20 protein-coding genes are annotated in these 22,204 nt (G+C 63.1%); 6 read left to right on the top strand and 14 right to left on the bottom strand.

Annotated features, from left to right (window positions below):
* Positions 1-13: 13 nt before the first annotated feature.
* The 11 genes from Q0603_RS07450 to coxB all read right to left on the bottom strand — a co-directional run bounded on the left by Q0603_RS07450 (position 14) and on the right by coxB (position 10,356).
* Positions 14-1,273 carry a pitrilysin family protein gene (locus Q0603_RS07450; protein ID WP_298724153.1) on the bottom strand — a complete coding sequence of 420 codons (1,260 nt, stop codon included), beginning with the start codon at positions 1,271-1,273 and terminating at the stop codon, positions 14-16.
* Positions 1,270-2,694, bottom strand: a complete 1,425-nt coding sequence (gene thrC / locus Q0603_RS07445) for a threonine synthase (RefSeq protein ID WP_298724151.1) — start codon at positions 2,692-2,694, stop codon at positions 1,270-1,272. The genes Q0603_RS07450 and thrC overlap by 4 nt, the downstream gene beginning before the upstream one ends.
* A 27-nt stretch (positions 2,695-2,721) precedes the next feature.
* Positions 2,722-4,212: a carboxypeptidase M32 gene (locus Q0603_RS07440; RefSeq protein ID WP_298724149.1), complete on the bottom strand. Its 1,491-nt coding sequence runs from the start codon at positions 4,210-4,212 to the stop codon at positions 2,722-2,724.
* A gap of 2 nt (positions 4,213-4,214) precedes the next feature.
* Complete coding sequence (locus tag Q0603_RS07435; RefSeq protein WP_298724147.1) at positions 4,215-4,952, bottom strand: SURF1 family protein; 738 nt, start codon at positions 4,950-4,952, stop codon at positions 4,215-4,217.
* Positions 4,953-4,956: 4 nt separating this feature from the next.
* Entirely contained in the window at positions 4,957-5,334 is a 378-nt protein-coding gene (locus Q0603_RS07430) for a DUF983 domain-containing protein (protein ID WP_298724145.1), read from the bottom strand.
* 13 nt (positions 5,335-5,347) lie between these two features.
* A complete protein-coding gene (locus tag Q0603_RS07425; RefSeq protein ID WP_298724143.1) occupies positions 5,348-6,160 on the bottom strand; it encodes a cytochrome c oxidase subunit 3 in 813 nt (270 codons plus the stop codon).
* A gap of 34 nt (positions 6,161-6,194) precedes the next feature.
* Complete coding sequence (locus Q0603_RS07420) at positions 6,195-6,785, bottom strand: cytochrome c oxidase assembly protein (protein WP_298724141.1); 591 nt, start codon at positions 6,783-6,785, stop codon at positions 6,195-6,197.
* A complete protein-coding gene (locus tag Q0603_RS07415; protein WP_298724138.1) occupies positions 6,782-6,916 on the bottom strand; it encodes a hypothetical protein in 135 nt (44 codons plus the stop codon). Before Q0603_RS07415 ends, Q0603_RS07420 begins: the two co-directional genes overlap by 4 nt.
* Entirely contained in the window at positions 6,913-7,839 is a 927-nt protein-coding gene (locus Q0603_RS07410; RefSeq protein ID WP_298724220.1) for a heme o synthase, read from the bottom strand. Before Q0603_RS07410 ends, Q0603_RS07415 begins: the two co-directional genes overlap by 4 nt.
* A gap of 61 nt (positions 7,840-7,900) precedes the next feature.
* Positions 7,901-9,520: a cytochrome c oxidase subunit I gene (gene ctaD / locus Q0603_RS07405; protein ID WP_298724136.1), complete on the bottom strand. Its 1,620-nt coding sequence runs from the start codon at positions 9,518-9,520 to the stop codon at positions 7,901-7,903.
* Positions 9,521-9,549: 29 nt separating this feature from the next.
* The gene (coxB, locus tag Q0603_RS07400; RefSeq protein ID WP_298724134.1) at positions 9,550-10,356 is read right to left on the bottom strand and encodes a cytochrome c oxidase subunit II; all 807 of its coding nucleotides are present in this window, start codon (positions 10,354-10,356) and stop codon (positions 9,550-9,552) included.
* 292 nt (positions 10,357-10,648) lie between these two features.
* Between coxB and Q0603_RS07395 the strand changes: the two genes are divergently transcribed.
* The 4 genes from Q0603_RS07395 to Q0603_RS07380 all read left to right on the top strand — a co-directional run bounded on the left by Q0603_RS07395 (position 10,649) and on the right by Q0603_RS07380 (position 17,411).
* On the top strand, positions 10,649-14,035 hold the full coding sequence (locus Q0603_RS07395) for an EAL domain-containing protein (protein WP_298724131.1): 3,387 nt from the start codon (positions 10,649-10,651) through the stop codon (positions 14,033-14,035).
* A 145-nt stretch (positions 14,036-14,180) separates the two neighbouring features.
* Positions 14,181-15,620 carry a metalloprotease TldD gene (tldD, locus tag Q0603_RS07390; RefSeq protein WP_298724129.1) on the top strand — a complete coding sequence of 480 codons (1,440 nt, stop codon included), beginning with the start codon at positions 14,181-14,183 and terminating at the stop codon, positions 15,618-15,620.
* A gap of 29 nt (positions 15,621-15,649) precedes the next feature.
* Complete coding sequence (cysE, locus tag Q0603_RS07385; RefSeq protein WP_298724127.1) at positions 15,650-16,477, top strand: serine O-acetyltransferase; 828 nt, start codon at positions 15,650-15,652, stop codon at positions 16,475-16,477.
* A gap of 79 nt (positions 16,478-16,556) precedes the next feature.
* Complete coding sequence (locus Q0603_RS07380; RefSeq protein WP_298724125.1) at positions 16,557-17,411, top strand: hypothetical protein; 855 nt, start codon at positions 16,557-16,559, stop codon at positions 17,409-17,411.
* On the opposite strand, the gene Q0603_RS07375 is transcribed toward Q0603_RS07380, so the two are convergent.
* Together Q0603_RS07375 and Q0603_RS07370 are read right to left on the bottom strand one after the other, a co-directional pair.
* Positions 17,392-18,756, bottom strand: coding sequence for a glutamate--cysteine ligase (locus tag Q0603_RS07375; RefSeq protein WP_298724124.1), 1,365 nt, complete (start codon positions 18,754-18,756; stop codon positions 17,392-17,394). The genes Q0603_RS07380 and Q0603_RS07375 overlap by 20 nt on opposite strands.
* A gap of 138 nt (positions 18,757-18,894) precedes the next feature.
* A complete protein-coding gene (locus tag Q0603_RS07370) occupies positions 18,895-19,626 on the bottom strand; it encodes a 16S rRNA (uracil(1498)-N(3))-methyltransferase (RefSeq protein ID WP_298724122.1) in 732 nt (243 codons plus the stop codon).
* A 41-nt stretch (positions 19,627-19,667) separates the two neighbouring features.
* Here Q0603_RS07370 and ubiA point away from each other — a divergent pair, with 41 nt between their 5' ends.
* Both ubiA and Q0603_RS07360 read left to right on the top strand, forming a co-directional pair.
* Positions 19,668-20,618, top strand: coding sequence for a 4-hydroxybenzoate octaprenyltransferase (ubiA, locus tag Q0603_RS07365; RefSeq protein ID WP_298724120.1), 951 nt, complete (start codon positions 19,668-19,670; stop codon positions 20,616-20,618).
* 44 nt (positions 20,619-20,662) lie between these two features.
* The gene (locus Q0603_RS07360) at positions 20,663-21,415 is read left to right on the top strand and encodes a hypothetical protein (protein WP_298724118.1); all 753 of its coding nucleotides are present in this window, start codon (positions 20,663-20,665) and stop codon (positions 21,413-21,415) included.
* Here Q0603_RS07360 and Q0603_RS07355 read toward each other — a convergent pair.
* Positions 21,400-22,143, bottom strand: coding sequence for a hypothetical protein (locus Q0603_RS07355; RefSeq protein ID WP_298724116.1), 744 nt, complete (start codon positions 22,141-22,143; stop codon positions 21,400-21,402). The two genes, Q0603_RS07360 and Q0603_RS07355, sit on opposite strands and share 16 nt — an antisense overlap.
* Positions 22,144-22,204: the final 61 nt, after the last annotated feature.

The following is a 22,204-nucleotide window of genomic DNA, read 5'->3' as shown; positions in this document are numbered from 1 at the left end:
CCCCACCCCCGTCTTAGCCGAACCTCGCCGAAAAGCGCGCGTAGTCCTCCAGCGCACCAATCGGTCCCAAAGCCGCAACAGTCGGCGCGGCACTCCGCATGACGCGTTCGGCCACCGCCTTCACCGCCGCCTCGTCGACGGCATCGAGCGCGTTCAGCACCTCGTCCACATCGAGCGGCCGATTGTAGATCAGCATATGACGGCCAAGCTGCTCAAGCCGGGCACCGGAGCTTTCCAGCGACATGACATAGCCGACCTTGAGCTGCGCGCGGGCACGATCGATCTCGGCCGCTTCGATATGGCCGGTGAGCTTGGCCAGTTCATCCGCCAGCACCGGCATCAGTTCGCGCAACTGCTCGCCGCTGGTGCCGGCATAGACGGTCATCAGGCCGCCGTCGCGATAAAACGACGGATAGGCATAAACCGAATAGGCCAGGCCGCGCTTCTCGCGCACTTCCTGGAACAGCCGCGAGGACATGCCGCCACCGAGCACGGTCGCATAGACTTGCATGGCGAAATACATCGGATCGCCGAACGGCACGCCGGGCAGCGCGATGGCGATATGGGCCTGTTCCAGATCGCGCATCGCCCGCTTCTCACCGCCGCGATAGATGGCTTTCTGCGGCGGCTGGCGCGGCGTTTTCGACAATCCGGAGAAAAGCGTCTCGGCGGCTGCCACCAGCTTGTCGTGATCGACTGCTCCGGCAGCCACCAGCACCAGATTGGGCGCGTGGTAGAAGCGGTCCAGGAAGCCCTGCAGATCCTCGCGCTTCATGTTCGATACGCGCTCGACCGTACCAAGAATCGAGCGGCCGAGCGCCTGCTCGGGAAACGCGGTTTCCTGCAGGTGGTCGAAGATGATGTCATCGGGCGTGTCTTCCGACTGGCCGATCTCCTGGATGATCACGCCGCGCTCGCGCTCCAGCTCGGCCGGATCGAAGACCGAATGCTGCAGAATGTCGGCGAGGATATCGAGGGCGAGATCGATATCGCCTTCCATTACCCGGGCGTAATAGGCGGTCTGCTCACGCGAGGTGAAGGCGTTGAGATGGCCGCCCACCGCCTCGATCTCTTCGGCAATGGCCAAAGCCGAGCGCCGTTCGGTGCCCTTGAAGGCCATATGCTCCAGCATATGGGCGACGCCATTGATTTCCGGCGTTTCATCGCGCGCACCGGCATCAACCCAGACGCCGACAGCCACCGTCTTGACCTGCGGCATGGTCTCAGAGACCACCCGCATACCGTTGCTGATTTTGCTGATGCGGACGGTCATGCGGTCACCGGACTGCGCTGGGTATGACGCTCGATGAAGGCGCGCACGGCAGTGACGTCGTTGGGCAGCACCGTCTGGCGCTCGGGCCGTTCGAACAGATCGGCCATGCGCGGCGGCAACGGCGGGTGCTGGCCCGTCGCCTCGCGGACAGCGTCGGGGAATTTTGCCGGATCGGCGGTCGCCAGCGTGATCAGCGGGATATCTGCCGCCACAGCACGGCTGCCGCGCTGCTCAGCCGCAACCGACAGGGCCACGGCGGTATGCGGGTCGATCAGCATTCCGTTCGAGCCTGCAAAAGCCTGCCTCAGCATCGCCTTGGTCTGCGCCTCATCGGCGCGGCCGGCGGCAAAGAGCTGCTTCGTTTCGGCCAGAGCATTCGCCGAAACCGTGAAGCCCCCATTCTTGTCGAGATCAGCCATCAAGCTGCGAACCTGCGCAGCGTCGCGACCATGCATGTCGAAGAGCAGGCGCTCGAAATTGCTGGCGACCTGGATGTCCATGCTGGGACTGATGGTCGGCGCCACCTTGTCCTTGCGATAATCGCCACTGGCGAAGAAACGCGTGAGGATGTCGTTGCGGTTGGTGGCAACGATCAGCTTGGCGACCGGCAGGCCCATGCGGGCCGCGCAATAGCCCGCGAAGATGTCGCCGAAATTGCCTGTCGGAACACAGAAAGCCGGGGCGCGGTCCGGACCGCCGAGGCTGAGCGAGGCCGTGACGTAATAGACGATCTGAGCCATGACACGCGCCCAGTTAATCGAGTTTACTGCCGTCAGGTTGGACTTGGCGCGGAAATCGGCATCGTTGAACAGCGCCTTCACCATCGCCTGGGCGTCGTCGAAGGTGCCTTCCAACGCGATGGCATGCACATTGGCGTCGGTCACCGTGGTCATCTGGCGGCGCTGCACTTCCGAGACCCGGCCATGCGGAAACAGGATGAAGATGTCGAGATTGGTACGGCCGCGGCAACCCTCGATGGCGGCCGAGCCGGTATCGCCCGAGGTGGCGCCAAGGATGGTGGCATGCTTGCCCGAGCGCGCCAGCGCCCAGTCAAACAGCCGGCCAAGCAACTGCAGCGCGACATCCTTGAAAGCCAGCGTCGGGCCATGGAACAGCTCCAGCACCCAATCGTTGGCATCGACCTGGCGCAGCGGCACCACCGCCTTATGGCCGAAGGTCGCATAAGCCTCTTCGATCATGCGCTTCAGATCCGCATCGGGGATGCAGCCGCCAACGAACGGCTTAATCACCCGGAAGGCGATCTCGGCATAAGACAGGCCGCGCATGGCGCACCATTCGGCGGCGCTGAATTGCGGCCAGGTTTCAGGCACATAAAGACCGCCATCGGCAGCCAGGCCAGCCAGCAGGACGCCTTCGAAATCAAGGGCCGGCGCCTGGCCGCGGGTGGAGATGTAACGCATCGTGTCTTACTCGGCTCAAATAGCGGATCAGCTCAAATAACGCGCCTTGAGATGCGCCTTGAAGGCAGCGGTGTCCAGCGGCTTGCCGGTCGCCGCCCGCAGCAGCGCATCGGTGGATAAAAGCGAGCCCTTACCGTGCACATGAGTGCGCAACCATTGCAAGAGCGGCTTGAAATTACCCTTCTCAATTCCAGGCAGAATGGTGCCATCTTGTTCCCTGGCCGCCGCAAAAAGCTGCGCTGCCGCCAGTGCGCCCAGCGTATAAGTCGGAAAATAGCCAATCGAACCGACAGCCCAGTGGATGTCCTGCATGCAACCCATGCGGTCATCGGGCACCTCGACGCCCAGCAGCGTCTGCATGCCGTCGTTCCAGGCATGCGGCAGGTCGGCAATCGGCAGGTCGCCATTCAGCATCGCCTGCTCCAGGCGATAGCGGAGGATGACATGGGCCGGATAGGTGACCTCGTCGGCATCGACGCGGATCAGATCGGGCCGCACGCGCGTGTAAAGCCGGTGCAGATTGTCTTCCGTCCAGGCCGGGCCTTCACCCTTGAAAGCCTTGCGCAGGATCGGCGTGGCATAGCGAAGGAATTCGCGGCTGCGGCAGACCTGCATCTCGATCAGAAGGCTCTGGCTTTCATGCAGCACCATGCCGCGCGCCTCGCCGACCGGCTGGTTGCGCCAGCGTTTCGGCAGCCCCTGTTCGTAAAGCGCATGGCCGGTTTCGTGCAGCACGCCCATCAGCGACGTGGTGAAATCATTCTCGTCGTAGCGCGTGGTGATGCGCACATCGGTCTGCACGCCGCCGCTGAAGGGATGCAGGCTGACATCGAGACGGCCATGACGGAAATCGAAGCCGAGCTGCTTCATGAAGCGCAGGCCGATCTGGCGCTGGGTCTCAGTGGGAAAGCGGCCTTCGACTTCTACAATGGCCGGCCGCCGGGCCTGACGGTCCAGCGCCTTGTCGATGAAGCTCGGCAGAAAGCTGCCCAGATCGGCAAACAGCTTGTCGATCGCCGCCGCGCTGCCCTCCGGCTCGTATTCATCCAGCAGGGCATCGTAAGGCGAGATTCCGAAAGCCGCGGCCTTGGCGGCGGCGACTTCGCGGGTGAGTTCCAGTACCGGCGCAAACGCCGTGGCAAAGCTTTTGAAGTGGTTGGCCTCGCGCGCCTTGCGCCAGACCATCTCGCAATTCAGCGTCGCCTTGGCGCGCGCCTCAACGAGTTTCGGCGTTAGCGCCGTGGCATGGCGCCATTGACGCTGCATCTCGCGCAGATTGGCGCGCTGCCACTCGTTGAGCTTTTCCTTCTGCGCCTCCGCCTCGCCCAGAAGGTCGCCGAGCTTGGGATCGGTGATCCATTCATGGCGGACGACGCTAAGCACCGCCATCTGCTCAGAGCGGACCTTGGCTCCGCCTTCCGGCATCATGGTGGATTGGTCCCAGCCGAGCATCGCCAGCGCGCCGTTCACCGCTGCGATACGGCGAAAGCGCTGTTCAAGGGCCTTGTAGCTTTTCATCGCTATCCCTTCGGCGCCTGGGAATCCTGACGTCCTCGCCGCCGATGCCAGAGCACGTAGATCACCACCAGGATCACCGCGCCACTGTACCAGGTGAAGGCGTAGGCCAAATGGTTATTGGTGAAAGTCACCCGCGTATGGCCGGGACGCGGCCAGCCGCCCGGCACCGTCACCGAGGCATCGGCATCGACGAAGAGCAGCGGCGCATCGGTAATGCCAGCCTGCTTCAGCATTCCCGCAGCATCGCCGAAATACCAAAGATTCCGCTCAAGATCGTTGTCGGGAACGAAAGGCCCCTGCGGCCACGGGGCGCGGGCAATGCCGCTGATGGTGACCTCACCCGTCACCTGCCCCTCCGGGCGCTGATCCGGGGTCTTGCGCTCGGGCGGCACCCAGCCGCGGCTGACCAGCACCCAACCGGGCGCGTCGCTGCGCTTCAGCGGGACGATGACGTGATAGCCGAAATTGCCGCGCTCGGAATGCGCCAGCAGGTGAAATTCGTGGTTGTAGTCGAAGCTGCCTTTGACGATGACGCGCCGGTAGTTCCATTCCTCGGGATTCACCGGGCCGGCGGGCAGCGGCACGGCGGGCGCCTGCATCCCCTGCTCGACCGTGTGGATGAGGTCGAGCTTCCAGAACAGCCGCTGGACCTGCCAGGTGCCCAGCGCGAGCAGGATGATCAGGGCCGGGACAGTGAAGAGCGTCGGCCAAAGGCTTGGCCGGAAACCTAATAATGTCAAAGGATTACTCGCGCAGCAATTCGATGTCGGACGATGCCTTGTGGCGGAATTGTAGCGCGATGAGCACAGCTTTGAAGGGCCGCAGCATCAGAATGGCGCCGCCGATGATCAGCGGCGTCCATAAAACCAGATGCAGCCAGAGCGGCGGCGCGAAGCTGAGTTCCACCCAGAGCGCCAGGCCGACCACGATAAAGCCCAGGATGAGGATGACGAAGACGGCCGGACCGTCGCCCTGATCCAGCGGCCCGTTCTCCAGGCCGCAGGAGGGACAACTCGGCCGCACCGTCAGCAGGCCGGAAAACAGAGGGGCTTCGCCGCAGCGGGGGCAGCGGCAGCGAAGCCCCGTAGAGAACGGGGACAGCGGCGGATAGAAAGCCGCCATCGCCCTGATCCGATTAATGGGCCGCCGGCGTGCCGGCACCCCACCAGTAGATGGCAGTGAACAGGAACAGCCATACGACGTCGACGAAGTGCCAGTACCAGGCGGCAGCCTCGAAGCCGAAGTGATGGTCCGGCTTGAAATGGCCCTTCACCGCGCGCAGCAGGCAGACGATCAGGAAGATCGTGCCGACGATGACGTGAAAGCCATGGAAGCCGGTCGCCATGTAGAAGGTCGAGGCATAGATGCCGTCGGTGAAGCCGAAGGCGGCATGGCTGTATTCGTAAGCCTGGCAGGCGGTGAACAGGATGCCGAGGATCACCGTCAGCGTCAGGCCCTGGACCAAACCCTTGCGGTCGTTATGCAGCAGCGCGTGGTGCGCCCAGGTCACCGTGGTGCCCGACAGCAGCAGGATCAGGGTGTTGATGAACGGCAGCTCCCACGGATTGAAGGTCTCGATGGTTGCCGGCGGCCACTGATGGTTGATCGCCTCGGTCGGGAACAGGGCGGCGTTGAAGTAAGCCCAGAACCAGGCGACGAAGAACATCACCTCGGAAGCGATGAACATCACCATGCCGTAGCGCAGATGCAGCTGCACCACCGGGGTGTGATGGCCCTCATGCTCGGCTTCGCGGATGACGTCACGCCACCAGCCGATCATCACGTAGAGAACGAGCAACAGGCCCGGCACCATCCAGAGATAGCTGGCGCCATGGAAGCCGGCGACGGCGCCGATCGCGAGCGCGAAGGCGCCCATCGAGCCCAGGAACGGCCACGGGCTTGGATCGACGAGATGGTAATCGTGGTTGCGGGCGCTGCTTGCGGCCATGGTGATACCCCCTAGTTACGCAGACGTTTCATACTCAATTCACCGTGCGGACATTGCCGCCGCGGTCGGAAAGCTTCTTCTCCTCGTCCGCATGACGGAAGAAGGTATAGCTTAAGGTGATGGTGTGGACCTCGCGCGTCTTCGGATCGGTGAGCATGTCCGGATCGACGAAGAAGGACACCGGCATATCGACCGTCTGGCCCGGCTCGAGGCGCTGTTCCTCGAAGCAGAAGCAGGCGATCTTGTTGAAATACTGACCGGCCTTGTCGGGCGTGACGTTGAAGGTGGCCTGGCCGACGATGGGCTTATCGGTCGGATTGCTGGCGCGGTAGAAGATCAGCGTTTCCTCGCCCGGCTTGACCTTCACCTCGCGCTGCGCCGGCTGGAACTTCCAGGGCATGTCGCGACCAGTATCGGCGTTGAAGCGGACGGTGATCAACTGTTCCTGCGGCTTGGCAATGGCCGGCGCCGATTCGGCGCGCTGGGGCGTGCCGCCAAAGCCGGTCACGCGGCAGAACAGATCGTAAAGCGGCACCGAGGCAAAGGACAGCCCGACCATGCCGGCGACCACGGCGGCGCAGCTCCAGGCAATACGGCGATTGCGGGCGTCGTTCGGTCGCGTCATTGCCCGCCACCTGCCATCTTGGCAATGGTGATGAGGTAGAACAGGATCACCAGCGCGCCCAGGACCAGCGCCAACGCAATATTGCGCGCCCGGCGGCGCTTATGTTCGTCGTTCTGGGGCACGGCCATCATGCTCCCCAACCGAGCCCCCGCTCCGCCAGCAGCAGCGAGAAGAGCAGGAACAAATACAGGATCGAATAGGCAAACATGTGCTTGGCCGGGCGCACATCATCGCTGCGCCAGATACGCCAGGCCAGGACGAGGAAGATCGCGCCCAGTCCGGCAGTGGCGATCCCGTAAAGCGGGCCCGCAAGGTTCAGCGCCCAGGGCGCCAGCGTCAGCGGCACCAGCAGCAGGCTGTAGATCAGGATCTGGCGGCGCGTCTCGCGCTCGCCCGCCACGACCGGCAGCATCGGCACGCCGGCACGGGCGTAATCCTCGGAGCGATAAAGCGCCAGAGCCCAGAAATGCGGCGGCGTCCACATGAAGATGATGGCGAACAGCAGCACCGGCATAAGGCTGACATCGCCGGTCACGGCAGCCCAGCCGAGCATCGGCGGGAAGGCGCCGGCGGCGCCGCCGATGACAATGTTCTGCGGCGTGCGGCGCTTCAGCCACATCGTGTAGACGAAAACATAGAAGGCGATGGTCAGCGCCAGGATGGCGGCCGCCACCCAGTTCACCGCCAGCCCCATCATCAGCACCGAGCCCACCGACAACACGGTGCCGAAGCCAAGCGCCTCCTCGCGGCTGACCCGTCCTTGCGGGATCGGCCGGCCGCGGGTGCGGGCCATTACGGCATCGATATCGGCGTCATACCACATATTGATGGCGCCTGAAGCGCCCGCTCCGATGGCGATGCACAACAGAGCGGTGACCGCCAGCGTCGGATGCAGACTGCCCGGCGCCAGCACCATGCCGACGAGACCGGTGAAGACCACCAGCGACATCACACGCGGCTTCAGCAGCGCAAGATAATCGGCAGGACGGGCTTCGCCGGTCTTCGCATAAGCGGCGTCGAGGCCGGCAGCGCCGGCCTCTTCTCGTTCGGCGATGTAGCTCGCGTCGGACACCAACTACTCCACAACGCTTGGGGCTAGCAGGAGCGTCCCGGTCTTACTTGATGACCGGGAGCTTCTCGTACTGGTGGAACGGCGGCGGCGACGACAGGGTCCATTCGAGCGTCGTCGCACCCTCGCCCCACGGGTTAGCAGCAGCCTTCTTCTTGCGGATGAAGGCATAGATAACCGAGCCGACAAAGAACAGCGTGGACGCGAAGGCGATATAGGAGCCGATCGAGGCGACGAAGTTCCAGCCAGCGAAGGCATCCGGGTAATCCGGAATGCGGCGCGGCATGCCCTGCAGGCCGAGGAAGTGCATCGGGAAGAACAGCAGGTTCACGCCGATGAACGTGGTCCAGAAATGGATCTGGCCGGCCGTCTCGCTCAGCTCGTAGCCCGACATCTTGCCGAACCAGTAGTAGAAGCCAGCGAAGATGGCGAACACGGCGCCGAGGCTGAGCACGTAGTGGAAGTGAGCCACCACGTAATAGGTGTCGTGCAGATAGGTGTCGATACCGGCATTCGCCAGGACCACACCGGTGACGCCACCGACGGTGAAGAGGAAGATGAAGCCGATGGCGAACAGCATCGGCACCTTGAACTCGATGGAGCCGCCCCACATCGTGGCGATCCACGAGAAGATCTTCACGCCCGTCGGGACCGCGATCACCATTGTGGCGGCGGTGAAGTAGGCGCGGGTGTCGACGTCCAGCCCCACCGTGTACATGTGGTGGGCCCAGACGACGAAGCCGACCACGCCGATCGCGACCATGGCGTAGGCCATGCCGAGATAGCCAAAGACCGGCTTGCGCGAGAAGGTCGACACGATCTGGCTGATGATGCCGAAGCCCGGCAGGATCAGGATGTACACTTCGGGATGACCGAAGAACCAGAACAGGTGCTGGAACAGCAGCGGATCGCCGCCGCCTTCGGGCTTGAAGAAGGCAGTGCCGAAGTAGCGGTCGGTCAGCAGCATGGTGATGCCGCCCGCCAGAACCGGCAGCGACAGCAGCAGCAGGAAGGCGGTGATCAGCACCGACCACACGAACAGCGGCATCTTATGGAGCGTCATGCCCGGCGCGCGCATGTTGAAGATGGTGGTGATGAAGTTGATCGCGCCAAGGATCGACGAGGCACCCGCGATGTGCAGGCTGAGGATGCCGAGGCCGACCGCCGGTCCGGGATGGCCGACATCGGAGCTGAGCGGCGGATAGATCGTCCAGCCGGTGCCGGCGCCCATGCCGCCCGCCGGACCTTCCACGAACATGGAAATGATCAGCAGGCCCAGGGCCGGGATCAGCAGCCAGAAGGAAATGTTGTTCATGCGAGGGAAGGCCATGTCCGGCGCGCCGATCATCAGCGGCACGAACCAGTTGCCGAACCCACCGATCATCGCAGGCATGACCATGAAGAAGATCATGATCAGGCCGTGGCCGGTGATCAGCACGTTAAAGAGGTGATAGTTCTCGCCAAGGATGCCGTTGCCGGGGTTCATCAGCTCGGCCCGCATCAGCACCGACATGAGGCCGCCAATCAGGCCGGCCACCACGGCGAAGATCAGGTACATCGTGCCGATGTCCTTGTGGTTGGTCGAATAAACCCACCGGCGCCAGCCGGTCGGCAGATGATGATCGTCGTGATGATCGTGGGCCGCGTGAGTATTGGCGTGAGCCATGGCGTTCCCCTTACTCCTGAAGCGTTCGATTATTGAGCGACGCGCGCGTCAGCCAGACGCGGCGACGCACCGTCAACAGTGGCGAATTTCTGCTGAGCCTCTTCGACCCACTTAGCGTAGGCCTCCTTCGAGACAACCTGCACCTTGATTGGCATGAAGGCGTGGTTGGTGCCGCAGATTTCCGAGCACTGGCCGTAATAGACGCCTTCGCGCTCAGCACGGAACCAGGTCTCGTTCAGGCGGCCCGGCACCGCGTCCTTCTTCACGCCGAAGGCCGGCATGGCCCAGGCATGGATGACGTCAGCAGCGGTAACCAGCAGGCGGACATTGGTGTTCACCGGCACGACGACCGGGTTGTCGGTTTCCAGCAGGCGCGGCTGGCCGGGCTTCAGATCGGCATCCGCCACCATGGTGGCGTCGAAGGTGAAGTTGCCGTTATCCGGGTATTCGTAGGTCCAGTACCACTGCTTGCCGATCGCCTTGATGGTCAGCTCGGCATCCTTGGTCTTGTCGCCGAAATACAGCAGCTTGAACGAGGGTACGGCGATGACAATCAGGATCAGGATCGGCACCACGGTCCACAGCACTTCAACCAGCGTGTTGTGCGAAGTCTTCGAGGGCACCGGATTGGCAGAAGCGCGGAACCGCAGCATCACATACAGCAGCAGCGCCAGCACGAAGGCCGAGATCAGCGTGATGATCCAGAGAAGCAGATCGTGGAAATTATGAATGTCGGTGGCCACCGGGCTTACGCCGGCCTGCAGCCCCAGCTTCCACGGGGTCGGCTGCCCGACCGTCTCGGCCATCGCCTGACCGCCGAACAGGACGATCGTCATTACAATGCTTATAGCGGCCATTGCCGCCGTCCGGACCGCCAACCAACGGGCACCCGAAAAGCAATCCCACCCCATAGTTCCATACCCTCGCGTTAACTTGGCACAGAGTCACACTTCTGAGGGCCGGAACATACACCGAGGCCCGATCTCATTGCCCGGCCTGAGGACGTTCTGCGACGATTTGTCGCTGTAACCCGAAAAATCGGGTGAGATTGATCTTAATCATTGATTTGCCTCGCCCTTGCGTAGCGAAAAAGCCCCTCCTAATCTGCCACCTCAGGGGGCTGTCGGCATGCTTAATCTCGTCCAGCGAAAACTTACCCAGGAAATCCTGGATTGGCTGGACCGGCCCGCTTTCGCGGTTGAGTGCGGTGGCCAAAATACCTACCATTACGTGTCCTGCAACACCGCTTATGCCGCTTTGACGGAAATGAGCGGCGATCAACTCATCGGCCAGCCCTTTTCCATGGGTTTTGCGCTGGGCGAGGCCGAAAAGCTGCGCCCCCTGCTGGACTCGGCCCGCAAGGAGGGCCGCCGCCAGATCGGCAATACCCTGATCCGCTGGGCCAATGGCTGGCTGTGCCAGGGTCTGACGGTGGCGCCGGTCAAGGATGACAGCGGCCAGGTCACCGGTCTGGTGGTCATCACCGAAGCGAGCACCCCCGAACGGATGCATCAGGTCGCCCTGCAGGTGGCCGAATACAAGCTGCGCGATTTTGCCGAACTGGCCTCGGACTGGTTCTGGGAAACCGATGCCGAGCACCGGTTTACCTGGGTATCTGAATCCTCATCGCCAAATACCAACACCATGCGGATCGCCTTCCTCGGGCGGCGGCGCTGGGAAGTGGCCAACCCGAATATGACCGAGGCCGACCGGCAGTTCTGGGAGGAGCATCGCCGCCAGCTCGACAGCCATCAGGCTTTCCGCGGTTTCCGCTATTGCGCGATGGTCGCGGGCAACGAAGTGTGGATCGAGATCAACGGAAAGCCGATTTTCGATTCCGAGAACCGCTTCATGGGTTACCGCGGCTCGGGCCGGGACATCACGGAGCAATACCGGCAGCAGCGGCGGATCGAAGCCGCACTTCGCCAGGCTGAGGAAGCCAGCCGCGCCAAGAGCCAGTTCCTGGCTAATATGAGCCACGAGCTGCGCACGCCGCTCAACGCGATCATCGGCTTCTCGGAAATCATCCGAGATCAGATGTTCGGCCCTGTCGGTGTGCCGCGCTACGTCGACTACGCCCGCGACATCAATGCCTCGGGCACGCATTTGCTGGCGCTGATCGGCGACATCCTCGACATGTCGCGCATCGAGGCGGGCTATTACGCGCTGGATGAAAAGGCGGTCGATCTCTCTGCCGTGATCGAATCTGCGCTGACCATGGTCCGGCCGCAGGCCGAACGTGGCGGCATCACCCTGCGCAATCTTTCTCCGGATACGCTGCCGCAACTGCGCGCCGATGAACGCGTGCTCAAGCAGGTGCTGATCAACCTGCTGGGCAATGCCGTGAAGTTCACGCCCGGCGGCGGCACCATCGACGTGATCTATCGCCAATTACCAGACGGCAGTCCGTCGCTGACAGTGGTCGATACCGGCATCGGCATCGCGCCGGAACGGCTGGAGCAGATCTTCGAGCCGTTCCAGCTCGCCAAGGCTGAAGTGGCACGCCAGCATGGCGGCACCGGTTTGGGCCTGTCGATCTCCAAGCGCCTGATGGAGCTGCATGGCGGCACCTTGACGCTGACCAGCACGGTGGGCAGCGGAACCCAGGCGCAGATGACGTTCCCGCGCTGGCGGCTGCTGTCCAATGCGGACCAGGAAGCGCCGCCGCAGGCTTCTACATCTTCGGCCTCAGATTCCTCAGCTTCGACTTCCATGACTTCGACGCCGCCGGCACCACCGGCGAGCAAACCGGCGAACTTGGCCGAAAGTCCGGCGACAGCTCCCATACCGTCGTCGCTTCTGAAATCCCAAGCCGGCGATTCAAATGGGGATGCCGGCAGCACGTTGCGCAGCCTGCTGGAAACGGTGGGCGAAGGCGTCATCAACATCAACAACCAGGGCACCATCGTCGCCATCAGCGATGCTGGCGCGGCGATCTTCGGCTACAAGCCCGAAGAACTGATCGGACAGAACGTCAATATCCTCATGCCCGAGCCGTTCCGCTCCGGCCATGACAGCTATATCCGCAATTATCTCACAACCAAGCGGGCGAAGATCCTCGGCCTCGGCCGCGACACGCTGGGCCGCAAGAAGTCCGGCGAGATTTTCCCAATCCATCTCAGCGTCGGCGAATTCGACGACAGCGGCACGCCGGGTTTCATCGGCATCATTCGGGATATTTCCGACCGCCGCGATGTGGAACTGCGCGCGGAATTCGCCAGCCGCAACGACCCGCTGACCGGCATCCTGAACCGCAGCAGCTTCATCGCCGAAACCGAGCGCATGCTGGGCGCGCAGCATCGGGTGGATGACGGCCTGTGGGTGCTGTTCAACCTCGATGTGGATGGCTTCCGCGATATCAATGAGGGCTTCGGCTACCATATCGGCGACAGCGTCCTGAAATGCACCGCTGATCGCCTTGCCGATGTGCTGCCGCGCGAGGCCCTGATCGGCCGCATCGCCGCCGACCAGTTCGCGGCCTTGGCGGCCGTGAACGACCTGAATAACGCGCTGAACCTCGCCCAACTGGTGCATGCGCAACTGACCCGGCCGCTGAATCTCGATGGCCGCGTGGTGCCGCTGAAGGTTAGCATGGGCGCGGCCATTATCGACGATCCCGCCGAGAAGATCGGCGATGCTCTGGCCAAGGCCGAACTGGCGATGAAGCTGGTGCGTTCGTCGGGCGGCGATTCAACGCGGTTCTATAGTCCGGAAATGACGCGGGCCGCCGAGCGGCGCCTGCGGCTGACGATGAATCTGGACTCGGCCATCCAGAACAACGAATTCCACATCGTCTATCAGCCGGTGGTGGAAACCGTCAGCGGAGCGATCTGCGCAATCGAGGCCTTGCTGCGCTGGCGCCATCCGGAACTCGGCGCGATCTCGCCGTCGGAATTCATTCCGCTGGCAGAGGAAACCGGCAGCATCATTCATATCACCCGCTGGGTCATCAACAGCGTGGCCGAGCAGCTGCGCGAATGGCGACGCCAGCAGGTCGAACCGCGGCGCGTGTTTATTAATGTGTCGGGCCAGCAATTCATCCGCGATGATCTGCCGGGCTATTTCCGCAAGCTGCGCGAGGAAGAGCCGGAGCTTATCCCCTTCCTCGGCATCGAGATCACCGAGCAGGCGGCTATCCAGAATATGGAAGCGACGGTTGCCGCGATGCGCGAACTGGCCGAGATCGGCATCGATGCCGCTCTGGACGATTTCGGCACCGGTTATTCGTCGCTGAGCTACATCCAGCGGCTGCCGATCCGCAAGATCAAGCTGGACCGCGCCTTCATCGCCGATCTGCCGGGCAACGAAAAGGACATCGCGCTGGTCCGTGCCATGGTCGGTATGGCCAACGGTCTCGATCTACCGGTGGTCGCCGAGGGTGTGGAAACCGCGGCACAGCGCGATTTCCTGCGTGGCGTCGGCTGCAGCGAGCTGCAGGGCTATCTGATCAGCAAGCCTGTTCCGGCCGAGGAAATGGCTGCCATGCTGCGCCAGAGCGAGCGCCGCCGCCGCTAGGAGCCGCTGAAGGGCTTTCCCTGCCCTAGGCTGTCCAGCTGGGCTGTCCAGCCGGGGACTGTATTTTCTCAAACCGGAGCGCCATATACTGCCAAGAGCCGGCTCATCCAGGCGCCGGTCAGTCGAGAATTGGTATGAGGTTGTTATGACCGGTGCTTCCGTCGCGCATGACTTGTTCTTCACCAAGGCCGGACTGGACCGCAATCGCCTTGAGCGGCTGGTGAGCGACGCGCTGCATGGCGCCGACGACGGCGAACTCTTCCTCGAATATGCCCAGGCCGAGAGCTTCAGCTTCGATGACGGCCGCCTGAAGGCCGCCAGCTTCGATACCAGCCAAGGCTTCGGCCTGCGCGCCGTGTCCGGCGAGCAGACCGGCTATGCCCATGCCTCGGAACTGAGCGAGGCGGCGATCAAGCGCGCCGCTACCACGGTCCGCGCTGTGCGGGCCGGCCATGGCGGTGTGATGAGCGAGCCGCCCTCACCGACCAACCGCCATCTGTATGGCGAGGACAATCCGCTGAACGAATTTCCCTTCGAGCAGAAGGTCAAGCTGCTGCAGGAAATCGACGCCTATGCCCGTGCGAAGGATCCGCGGGTGCGGCAGGTCTCAGCCTCGCTGGTCGGCTCCTGGCAGGCCGTGGCGATCCTGCGCGCCGACGGCACACTGATCGAGGACATCCGCCCGCTGGTGCGGCTGAACGTGTCGGTGGTGGCCGGTCAAGGCGACCGGATGGAAAGCGGCAGCCGCGGCGCCGGCGGACGGGTCGGCTACGCGCAATTCTTCGATCCGGCCCATTGGCAGGCGGAAGTGGACGATGCGCTGCGGCAGGCGCTGGTCAATCTGGAATCGATTCCCGCCCCTGCGGGCGAGATGACTGTCGTGCTTGGGCCGGGCTGGCCTGGCGTGCTGCTGCATGAAGCGATCGGCCATGGCCTAGAAGGCGACTTTAATCGCAAGAAGACCTCGGTCTTCGCCGGGCTGGTGGGCCAGCAGGTCGCCGCCAAGGGCGTGACCATCGTCGATGACGGCACGCTGGAGCGCCGCCGGGGCTCGCTGAGCGTCGACGACGAAGGCACGCCGACGCAATGCACCACGCTGATCGAAGACGGCATCCTCAAGGGCTTCATGTATGATCGGATGAATGCCCGCCTGATGGGCCGCGCCTCCACAGGCAACGGCCGACGGGAATCCTTCGCCCATAACCCGATGCCGCGCATGACCAACACTTACATGCTGGCGGGCGACCGCGACCCGGCCGAGATCCTGGCCGGCGTGAAGAAAGGCATCTATGCGGTGAATTTCGGCGGCGGCCAGGTCGATATCACCTCGGGCAAGTTCGTGTTCTCCTGCACCGAGGCCTACATGGTCGAAAACGGCAAGGTCGGCGCGCCGATCAAGGGCGCCACGCTGATCGGCGCCGGCGCGGAAGTGCTGAAGAAGGTGCAGGCCGTAGGCAACGACCTGAAGCTGGATACCGGCATCGGCACCTGCGGCAAGGCCGGTCAGGGTGTGCCGGTCGGGGTTGGCCAGCCGACCCTGCTGATCGGTGGATTGACGGTGGGCGGAACCGCCCAAGCGGCGTAGAATAGGACACGACGACCAGGAGGGGCCCCATGCCCGTGATCGCCAACAAGCCCGCCTCGCCCGAACTGCTGAAGCATGATCCGGTCTGGGCCTCGATCCGAGAAGAAGCCGCCCGGGTGGCAGCGGAAGAGCCGCTGCTGGCCAGCCTTGTCCATTCCACCGTGCTGCATCACGAGCGGCTGGAGGATGCGCTGAGCTACATCCTGGCGCAGAAGCTTGGCGACGAGGCGCTGCCCGCGCTCGGCATGCGCGAGATCATGCAGCAGGCATTCGCGTCCGATCCCGATATCGGCCATGCCGTGCGCGCCGATCTCGTCGCGGTGAACGAGCGCGATCCGGCCTGCCGGGGCTTTTTGAAACCGCTGCTGTTCTTCAAGGGCTTCCAGTCGATCCAGGCGCATCGCGTCGCCCACTGGCTGTGGCACGAAAAGCGCGAGACGATGGCCTTCCTGCTGCAAAGCCGCACCTCGGAAATCTTTGCCGTCGACATCCACCCGGCGACCCGGTTCGGCCGCGGGATCATGATCGATCATGGCACCGGCGTGGTGATCGGTGAAACGGCGGTGGTCGATGATGATGTTTCGATCCTGCAGAACGTCACGCTCGGCGGCACCGGCAAGGAAACCGGCGACCGCCATCCGAAGATCCGCCGCGGCGTGCTGATCAGCGCAGGCGCCAAGGTGCTGGGCAATATCGAGATCGGCGAATATGCCAAGATCGGCGCCGGCAGCGTTGTGCTGATCCCGGTGCCGCCTCATTGCACGGCGGCCGGCGTGCCGGCGCGTCTGCTCGGCGATTGCGGCTGCTCGCAGCCGGCGCGCGAGATGGACCACTCCCTGCCCAATGCGCCGGGCTAAGGCAGCTCTTCTTGTCGCGTTTCTAGTCTCCGCACCGACCATCACGTCTGCCCAGTCGCTGCGGGGGGCCCAGGAATGGTTGCCCCCCGGCAGCCTGTCGCTGGATGCGCTGAGCCTGCACCCGCGCGAGGCGCTGGAGGGCGGCGAGGCACCAAGCTTCTATGTCGCACTGGGACGCCTTGCCTTCCGCTCACCCGACATTCTCGGCGGCACCGCCCGCAAGGCCGGCCTGTCCTGCCACGCCTGCCACACCAACGGCTACAGCAACACCGATTTCTTCATACCCGGATTGTCGGACCGGCCGGGCCATGTCGATGTCACTCACAGCTTCTGGAATGTCCGCGCCGATGACCGCCGGGACAATCCGCTGGCGATCCCAAGCCTGCGCGGCGTTAAAACAAAAGAACGCTTAGGGCAGGATCTCGGGGCCACGTCGCTGCGGGAATTCACGCGCCGGGTGATCGTGGTGGATTTCGCCGGCGACGAGCCCGAGCCGGTGCTGCTCGACGCGCTGGTCGCCTATCAGGAAGCGCTGCGGCCCGTGCCGCTGGTGGATGAGCCGGTTTCGCTGGAACAGGACATGCGGGACATCCTGCATCATCTTGACGCATTGGCACTGCCCCTGAGCGAGGAAGATGCGGCGCTGGCGGCGCGCATGGCGACAATGATCCGCGGCCAGCTCGGCTTCATCGATGAACGCTTTCCGGATGACGAGGCAATGCGTGACGTGCATGCCATCTTGGCAGACTGGTCGCGTGCTCTCGCCAATATTGCTGATCTGGCCGAGAATGACGACTGGCCGGCGGCGCGCAGCGCGCTGGCGACCTTACGGACGGCCGTAGCCGATCCGCCGCCGGTCTTCGCCGATCAGGCGCCATTGTCGCTGTATAACCCGATCCGGTTGAAGGCCTGGCTCAGTAAGCCAATTCGGTGAAGGCCGGATCGACCGACTTGTTCCAGACGCCGTGATAGCGCTTCAGCAGTGCTTCGGCAGGAGTTTCGCCGGACTCTGCAATCGCCACCAGCGGCGAGAGGAAATGCGTTTCGTCCTCGCCGGCTGGCGAGAGACGATTGCGCGCCCTCAAACCGGACATGGCGATCTTCACCATCTCCTGCGCGTAAGTCTTCAGCGGCCGGCCGCGAAGCATGGTGCTCAAGCCGTATTTCGGCACATCGGCGCGCAGCGCCTCGCGTTCCTGCAGCGTCCAGTCGCGGCAGAGATCCCAGGCGGCATCGAGTGCCGACTTGTCATAGAGCAATCCCACCCACAGCGCGGGCAGCGCGCAAAGCCGCGACCATGGTCCGCCATCGGCACCGCGCATTTCGAGATAGCGCTTCAAGCGAACCTCGGGGAACAGGGTGGTGATATGATCGGCCCAATCGCGCAGAGTGGGCTTATGACCCGGATAGGCGGGCAGCTTGCCCTCCATGAAGTCCCGGAAGCTTTGCCCCGAGGCGTCGATATATTTTCCATCGCGATAGACGAAATACATCGGCACATCGAGCGCATGATCGACATAGCGCTCGAAGCCCATGCCATCCTCGAAAACGAAGCCGAGCATGCCGGTGCGGTCCGGATCGGTATCGGTCCAGATATGGCTGCGATAGCTCAGGAAGCCATTCGGCTTGCCTTCAGTGAACGGCGAGTTGGCGAACATCGCCGTGGCGATCGGCTGCAATGCCAGACCGACACGGAACTTCTTCACCATGTCGGCTTCTGAAGCAAAATCGAGATTCACCTGCACGGTGCAGGTGCGCAGCATCATGTCGAGGCCAAGCTTGCCCTTCCGGGGCATATAGGCGCGCATGATGTCGTAGCGCCCCTTGGGCATTACGGGGATGTCATCGCGCCGCCATTTCGGATTGAAGCCCAGACCCATCATGGCGAAGCCAAGCTCATCGCCGATCTCGCGGACCTGCTTGAGATGCGTGCTGACCTCGACGCAGGTCTGGTGAATGGTTTCCAGCGGCGCGCCCGAGAGCTCGAACTGTCCGCCGGGCTCCAGCGTGATCGATTGCTTGCCTAGAGTCAGGGCGATGACATTGTTGCCTTCATGCACCGCCTCCCAGCCGTAGCGCTGCAATTCCGTAAGCAGGCGGCGGATTCCGACTTCGCCGTCATAGGGCAACGGACGCAAGTCGGCCGTGGTATAGGCGAATTTCTCATGCTCGGTACCGATGCGCCATTCGGCCTCGGGCTTCGCTCCTTGGGCGATATACTCCACGAGCTGCGCCTTGGACGTGATCGGCGTCTCAGGGGCCTGGGCCGGTCCGGACATGACTACCTCGATGATAATTATTATTATAATTGCGTGACTTGCTGGTCGCGGCCGAACGGCTGCCTTCCGGCATATGGGGCATGGAAAGAAGCTTGTCCAGAGCCGGGGAACGAGATCAAGCCCTACCAGCGATCCAGATCAATTCTGCCGCACCGCTTGTAAAATCGCGAGAGCCGCGAGAGCCGCTGTTTCCGCCCGCAGAATTGTCGGTCCAAGCGACACCGGCTCCATATTCGAAGCCTTGCGAACCATCGCGACATCCTCGGGCGCGAAGCCGCCTTCCGGCCCGATCAGCAGGCCGCATGGCGCATCCTTGGGCCAGTGTTGCGCTGCAACCAGAAGTGCCGGTGCAGCATCGCGCTCGGCGCAGAAAAACAAACGCCGCTCAGCCGGCCATTCGGAAATAAGTTTCTCAAGTGAAACCGCGGGCGCGACTTCCGGCACATCGAGGCGTTCGCATTGCTCGGCGGCTTCGCGGGCATGCGCGGCCAGCCGCTCGGCATTTATCTTGGTGACTTGCGTGCGTCGCGTCAGCACGGGTATCAGACGGCCGATGCCGAGTTCGGTAGCCTTTTCGACGATGAATTCGATGCGTCCCTGGCGAATCGGCGCGAAGCCGAGCCAGATATCGCCCGAAGCCATGAAGGGGCGCAACTGGGTTTCCACCTCAAGCGCAATATCCTTTTTGCCGAGCTGCGCGATGACAGCGCGGAATTCCCCGTCGCGGCCATTGAACAGCGCCACGGCATCGCCGGAACCGAGCCGCAGCACATGGCGCAGATAATGCGCCTGATCCGCGCCAAGCGCGACGGTGACGCCGGTATGCAGCGCATCGGGAACAAAGAGACGGGCCTTCTCGGCAGTGGGCATCGGCGCTTGTGCAACAGGATGGGACGGACTACAGGAGCGTTATGACAAAGCCGGACCCGGAAGTCACGTCAGCGAAAACCGATCAGGCCCCCGCGGATGCCCTGCCCGGCCATTGGGTCGAGCGCTGGCTGCCCGCGTCCTGGCGGCCCTATGCGCGGCTGTCACGGCTGGACCGCCCGATCGGGACCTGGCTGCTGCTGCTGCCCGGCTGGTGGGCGATCGCCCTGGCGCGTCCGGACGGCGCGCCGCTGGATTATTACCTGCTGCTGCTTTTCGCCATCGGCTCCATCGTGATGCGCGGCGCGGGCTGCACCTTCAACGACATCGTTGACCGCAACTTCGACGGCCAGGTCGAGCGTACGCGCCTGCGGCCGATCCCATCGGGGCAGGTCACCGTCACGCAAGCCTGGATCTGGCTGGTTGCACAATCCCTGATCGGCTTCGCCGTTCTGATTCAGATGAATCAGCTTGCCATCCTGCTGGGTATCGCCTCGCTGGGCCTAGTCACCATCTATCCTTTCATGAAACGGATCACCTGGTGGCCGCAATTCTTCCTGGGGCTGGCTTTCAACTGGGGCGCTGTTCTGGGTTATGCGGCCGTGGCCGACACTCTCGATTGGACAGCCCTGGCGCTTTACGCTGCCGGCATTGCCTGGACGCTGGGCTACGACACCGTCTATGCGCTCCAGGACAAGGAAGACGATGCGCTGATCGGGGTGAAGTCGACTGCGCGGCTGTTTGGCGACCGCGCAAAGCTTTGGATCGCGCTGTTCTACGATTTGACGCTCATCGGTCTGGCGATCGCGGGCGGCCTCGCCGGTCTGGGCTGGCCCTTCTGGGTTGGCCTGGCTTTGGCGGCTTGCCATCTGGCTTGGCAGGTGGTGGCGCTTGATCCCGAAAATCCGCAGGATTGCCTGACGAAATTCCGCGCCAATCGCGATACCGGCCTGATCGTTTTCGCGGCATTCCTGCTGGCAAAGCTGATCGCCTAGCTTACTGCTTGGCGAAGGCAAGGCGCGCGCGTATGGTGCGCGCCATGAAGAAGCCTCGAATCACCCCGAGCGATTTCGCCGCTCTGTACCAGCAATACAACGCCAATCTGGCTAAGGTGGATTGCGGCCGCAAATGCGCGCCGCTGAACAAGGGCCAGCCGGTCTGCTGCACCACCGAGAATGCCATCCCAGTGGTGGACCGGGCGGAATTTGAACTGCTGAGGACCCGGACGGACCTGTGGTTCCCCTACAGGCCGGTGGATGCCGCTTCGCGCAAGATCGTCAAGGAATTGACGCGGCGTGCCTGCGCGGTGGAATGCAAGGGCGCAGCCTTCTGCGAACGCGACAACCGCACCATCGCCTGCCGCTCCTTCCCCTTCTATCCGTATATCGACAACCGGGGCAATTTCGTCGGTCTGACCTATTACTGGGATTTCGAGGACCGCTGCTGGATCATCTCCAACATGCAGGTGGTCGAGCGCGAATTCGTCAACCAGATGGTAGCGGCCTTCGAGAAGATCTTTAAGCTGGACCCGGACGAATACGACACGATGAAGGACCACTCGGCCAATATGCGCCGGGTGTTCAGCCGCAAGAAGAAGATCATCCCGATCATTCATCGCGATGGCGGCTACTTCAAGATCAAACCTGGTTCGGGCGGTGTGCTGACGCCCTGTTCGCCCACCGAATTCAACAAATTCGGTCCCTATAAGTCGGAAGCTGCCTATATCCGCGCCGTCAAGGAAGCCGGCGGCATACTCGGCCCGGCGCCGCGCAAGGGCTATCTCGCGCCCTGATCCTGGAAAAGGAAGGTGCCAAGCAGTACCCAGCGGCGCGCCGCTTCATCCTGCCGCGGCTTGGCGCGCAGCGGCGTCGTGTAATGCCAGAATGGCAGTCGGTAGGCAGTCACCAGGCCGCTTCTGGTCACCTCTACCATTTCTGTGAAATGACCGGCCTTGGCATAGACCAGATACTGGTCGCGCACGGCCGCCGTGGCGAAGCTGAGATGCACATCCAGATAGCCTTTCGCGGCCTCAGGATCTTCCGGATGGTGATCGGTATGCGGGCCGGCATAATCGCCCGTGGCATAGGCAATAGCCTGCAGGCCGTATTTACGCTTCAGCGCTCGCCCAGCCAGAGCGCCGGCAAAGGCGCGATAGCTTGCCGACCGCAGCATGGCAATCAAGCCGATGCTTTCGGCAGCCTTGAAGCCGGCGGACCGGGGATTGTCGAGATAGGTGGTGCGCTGGCGCATTACCTTGGGCAGCCGCTCGGCGTAGTTTTGTGTCTCTTCCCAGATGGTTTCAGGCGGGATCGGCTGCGCCATCTCGCGCAGATGCGGCAGCAACGCCTTGTCGAGCAGCGACGCCGCGGCCCTGGCCCGTAGTGGATCGATCAGCCCATCAAGCGCAAGAAAGCGGCAGCGCGGATTGACCAGGGCTCCAGCCTGGGCATGACGGCCGGCCAGCAGGGCCGTGCCTTTCGGCGTCAGAAGATCGGCGAATTCGGCAGGAAACTGCTTCATGGAGAGGGCTTAAGCTCTGGCCAGCCTGCAACGCAAGTCCTAATCTCCGCCGGCAACGAAA

This window comes from uncultured Ferrovibrio sp. (assembly GCF_937960835.1).
GTDB lineage: Bacteria > Pseudomonadota > Alphaproteobacteria > Ferrovibrionales > Ferrovibrionaceae > Ferrovibrio.
Note: the sequence above shows the minus strand (reverse complement) of the source record. Positions and strands in the feature narration are given on the sequence as shown.

What these genes read in the sequence shown, in the direction of transcription:
- Q0603_RS07395 (WP_298724131.1), top strand. Translation starts at nt 10,649, where the DNA reads ATGCTTAATCTCGTCCAGCGAAAACTTACCCAGGAAATCCTGGATTGG.
- coxB (WP_298724134.1), bottom strand. Translation starts at nt 10,356, where the DNA reads ATGACGATCGTCCTGTTCGGCGGTCAGGCGATGGCCGAGACGGTCGGG.
- Q0603_RS07430 (WP_298724145.1), bottom strand. Translation starts at nt 5,334, where the DNA reads ATGGCGGCTTTCTATCCGCCGCTGTCCCCGTTCTCTACGGGGCTTCGC.
- Q0603_RS07360 (WP_298724118.1), top strand. Translation starts at nt 20,663, where the DNA reads ATGAAGAAGCCTCGAATCACCCCGAGCGATTTCGCCGCTCTGTACCAG.
- ubiA (WP_298724120.1), top strand. Translation starts at nt 19,668, where the DNA reads ATGACAAAGCCGGACCCGGAAGTCACGTCAGCGAAAACCGATCAGGCC.
- Q0603_RS07415 (WP_298724138.1), bottom strand. Translation starts at nt 6,916, where the DNA reads ATGATGGCCGTGCCCCAGAACGACGAACATAAGCGCCGCCGGGCGCGC.
- Q0603_RS07440 (WP_298724149.1), bottom strand. Translation starts at nt 4,212, where the DNA reads ATGAAAAGCTACAAGGCCCTTGAACAGCGCTTTCGCCGTATCGCAGCG.
- Q0603_RS07420 (WP_298724141.1), bottom strand. Translation starts at nt 6,785, where the DNA reads ATGACGCGACCGAACGACGCCCGCAATCGCCGTATTGCCTGGAGCTGC.
- cysE (WP_298724127.1), top strand. Translation starts at nt 15,650, where the DNA reads ATGCCCGTGATCGCCAACAAGCCCGCCTCGCCCGAACTGCTGAAGCAT.
- Q0603_RS07450 (WP_298724153.1), bottom strand. Translation starts at nt 1,273, where the DNA reads ATGACCGTCCGCATCAGCAAAATCAGCAACGGTATGCGGGTGGTCTCT.
- Q0603_RS07355 (WP_298724116.1), bottom strand. Translation starts at nt 22,143, where the DNA reads ATGAAGCAGTTTCCTGCCGAATTCGCCGATCTTCTGACGCCGAAAGGC.
- ctaD (WP_298724136.1), bottom strand. Translation starts at nt 9,520, where the DNA reads ATGGCTCACGCCAATACTCACGCGGCCCACGATCATCACGACGATCAT.
- Q0603_RS07425 (WP_298724143.1), bottom strand. Translation starts at nt 6,160, where the DNA reads ATGGCCGCAAGCAGCGCCCGCAACCACGATTACCATCTCGTCGATCCA.
- Q0603_RS07375 (WP_298724124.1), bottom strand. Translation starts at nt 18,756, where the DNA reads ATGTCCGGACCGGCCCAGGCCCCTGAGACGCCGATCACGTCCAAGGCG.
- tldD (WP_298724129.1), top strand. Translation starts at nt 14,181, where the DNA reads ATGACCGGTGCTTCCGTCGCGCATGACTTGTTCTTCACCAAGGCCGGA.
- thrC (WP_298724151.1), bottom strand. Translation starts at nt 2,694, where the DNA reads ATGCGTTACATCTCCACCCGCGGCCAGGCGCCGGCCCTTGATTTCGAA.
- Q0603_RS07370 (WP_298724122.1), bottom strand. Translation starts at nt 19,626, where the DNA reads ATGCCCACTGCCGAGAAGGCCCGTCTCTTTGTTCCCGATGCGCTGCAT.